The 2,940-nt window shown below is 77.2% G+C and carries 3 protein-coding genes; 1 reads left to right on the top strand and 2 read right to left on the bottom strand.

The window, feature by feature from the left end; genetic code table 11:
- Nucleotides 1-114: 114 nt before the first annotated feature.
- Together PSR1_RS22715 and PSR1_RS22710 are read right to left on the bottom strand one after the other, a co-directional pair.
- On the bottom strand, nucleotides 115-885 hold the full coding sequence (locus PSR1_RS22715) for a Stp1/IreP family PP2C-type Ser/Thr phosphatase (RefSeq protein ID WP_011422739.1): 771 nt from the start codon (nucleotides 883-885) through the stop codon (nucleotides 115-117).
- Between the two features lie 66 nt (nucleotides 886-951).
- Nucleotides 952-1,893, bottom strand: coding sequence for a diacylglycerol kinase family protein (locus PSR1_RS22710; protein WP_059439575.1), 942 nt, complete (start codon nucleotides 1,891-1,893; stop codon nucleotides 952-954).
- A gap of 133 nt (nucleotides 1,894-2,026) precedes the next feature.
- Between PSR1_RS22710 and PSR1_RS22705 the strand changes: the two genes are divergently transcribed.
- Nucleotides 2,027-2,940 (top strand): DUF4388 domain-containing protein (locus tag PSR1_RS22705; RefSeq protein ID WP_237758209.1); only part of this gene is annotated, 914 nt, incomplete at its 3' end.

The raw sequence follows: 2,940 nt of genomic DNA, 5'->3' as shown, positions 1-2,940 counted from the left end.
CCGCGCTCGCGCCCGGCGAGGTCGTCGAGGACGCGGTGGCCGCGGGGGACGACCGGGTGCGCGACGGCGGGGCCGGCTGAGGCAGGGGCGAGGGCGCAGCCCTCGCTGGAGCAGCTACCCCTGGGCCTGCACCAGGACGCACGTCACGTTGTCGGCGCCGCCGGCGGAGTTCGCCGCGTCCACCAGCGCCTGCGCGGCGCGGCGGAGGTCGCCCGGCACCGCGCGCAGCACCTCGGCGATGCGCGCGTCCGGCACCATGCCGGAGAGGCCGTCGGAGCAGAGCAGCACCACGTCCCCGTCCTCGAGCGGCTCGCGGAGCAGGTCCACCTCGACCGACTCCTTCATGCCGAGCGCGCGGACGATCACGTTCTTGTGCGGGAACGCCTCGATCTCGGCCGGCGTGAGCTGGCGCGTGCGCCGGAAGTCGTTGAGCAGCGAGTGGTCCTCGGTGAGCTGCCGCAGCGCGCCGCGGCGGAACAGGTACGCCCGGCTGTCGCCCACGTGCCCGACCAGCACCTCGCGCCCGTCGCGGGGGAACTGCGCCGCCACCAGCGTGGTGCCCATGCCGTGGAGCCGCTCGTCGGCCCGGGCCCGCTCGTGGATGCGCAGGTTCGCGAGCTTCACGCCGGTGAGGAGCCGGTTCTCGTCGGCGTCCCGGGCCGGGTCCGGCCGGAAGGGCCAGGTGGCCTCGTCGTCCCGGCCGGTGATCCGGAAGAACTCGGCCATCTCCTCGACCGCGATGCGCGCCGCCACCTCGCCGGAGGCGTGGCCGCCCATCCCGTCCGCGACGCAGTAGAGCTGCTCCTCCGGGAGGAGCAGGAACGCATCCTCGTTGTGGGCGCGCTTCCGCCCGACGTCGCTCGCTCCCGCGTGGCTCAGGCGCATGGTGGGACCGGGAAGGTTAGTCGCGACCCCCTCACCGGTCAAAAGGATCTGCCCGGGAAAACGCGGTCAGGGCACCACCAGCTCGACGCCCGGACCGGTCGAGATCCGGACCGCCCGCACCGGGCCGTACAGGTCGCCGTCCACCGTGTACCGCAGGCCGTCGCCCTCCACCCTGAGCTCGCGGGCCACCTCGTCCTGGGCGTGCCGCCGCTTCCACGGGCGCCCCGCGCGGATCCGGGGCAGCGCGAGCGCGATCTGCAGCGGGCTGGCCGTGACCCCGACCGCGTGGAACGAGCCGGGCTGCTCGCCGCACCGGTGGAACGCCCGGAAGCCGAAGCCGATGTCCGGCGTGGAGCCGGCCACGAGCGCGAGGTAGCGCGCGTCGGTCCACTCCTCCCCGTCGCTCCACACCCGCAGCGGGTCGCGGCGGGTGAGCGAGGCGGCGAAGGGCCCGCGCACCAGCGCCGAGCAGACCGCGCGCGCGAGCAGGAGCCCCGCGGTGAGCGGCGAGGGCCGGCCGGTCGCGTAGTAGGCCTCGAGGAACGCCACCACCGCGCCGGTGCCGAAGATGAACCCGTGGCGGGTGGGGACGCCCTCGGCCTCGACGCGGAGCAGGTCGCGCTCGACGGTGGCGAGGGGAATCCCCTGCTGCCTCCGCGCGAGCACCGCCCGCAGGATGGCCTCGGGGCCGCCGCGGACCCCGTTGCCGTGCGCCACCGTGTTCATGGCCCCGGCGCGCAGGAGCAGGACCTGCGGCAGCGGCGCGTCGCCGTACGCGTCGGCAAAGGCGGAGAGCACCACGTGCGCGGTGCCGTCGCCGCCGCCGATCCCGAGCACGTCCACGCCGCGCGCCCGGAACCGCTCCACCGCGCGGGCCAGCTCGTCGGGCGTGGCGGCGTCCACCACCTCGCCCGCGTCGCCCAGCCGCGCCCGCAGCCGGTCGCCCAGGCGCGGCTCGCGCCGGTTCCGCCGCGAGCGCGGGTTGTTCACGATGCCGATGCCGCCCATGCCGACCCGTCCCCGGTCCCCGGTGCCGCCCCGGTCGCCGACTCTGCGGCGGGTGCGCGGCCGGGTCAAACCGAAAACGCCCGCGCGGCCGCACCGGGAGCGTACGGCGCCGACCCGCGGTAAGATGTCGCGAATGAGCGTCCTCGAGGCCCCGGGCGACCTGGCCCGCACGCCGCTCGCGGCGATCCTGCTCGAGGCGCTGAACGTGCGCGCCACCGGCCTGCTCGAGGTGTCGCACGACGGCGGCACCTCGCGGCTGTGGCTGCGCGACGGGCGGCCGGTCGGGGCGCAGGTGGTGACCGGGTTCCGGCCGCTCGGGCTGCTGCTGCTGCAGGCGGGGCTCATCGACATCGACGCGCTCTCGCGCAGCCTGGGCCTGATGGCGTCCACCCGCCGCCCGCAGGGCGAGCTCCTGGTGGAGATGGGCGCGGTCTCGCGCGCCGACGTGGACCGGATGCTGGCCGAGCAGCAGGCCGGCTACTTCGCGGTGATCGCCGCGCTGGACGCGGGCGCCTTCCGCTTCGACGCCGCCGCGCCGGTCCCGGAGTGGACGCGCGGCAGCCGGCTGTCCCCGCTGCGCACCATCGTGGACGCGCTGGAGCGGCCGCAGGCGGGCGCGCTGGTCGTGTCGGCGCTGCAGCCCCTCGCGCACCAGGCGGTGCGGCTCGCGTCCGGGTACGCCGAGGTGGCCGGCGCCTTCCGCTGGACCGCGGCGGAGCAGGCGCTGCTGCGCCGGCTCTCGCCGTCCGCCACGCTGGAGGCGTTCTTCGGCGGCACCGAGGTGGAGCCGGAGCGCGCGCGTGCCGTGCTCGCCGCGCTGCTGCTGCTCGGGCTGGCGGTGCCGGCCACCGGGCGGCAGCCGAGCGGCGAGACCGCGGCGGGCCTGGTGCTCGAGCTCGAGCCGGAGCCCGAGGCGACCGCGCCACCGCCCCCGAGGCGCCCGCGCGCGCCGCCCCCGCCGCGCCGCCCCGCCCGCCGCCCCGGCGCGCCGCAGCGATCCGGCCGAGGCGCGGGAGCGGCGCCAGCGCCTGCTGCAGCAGGCGATGC

Origin of the sequence: Anaeromyxobacter sp. PSR-1 (genome assembly GCF_000964525.1) — a bacterium.
Lineage (GTDB): Bacteria > Myxococcota > Myxococcia > Myxococcales > Anaeromyxobacteraceae > Anaeromyxobacter.
Note: the sequence above shows the minus strand (reverse complement) of the source record. Positions and strands in the feature narration are given on the sequence as shown.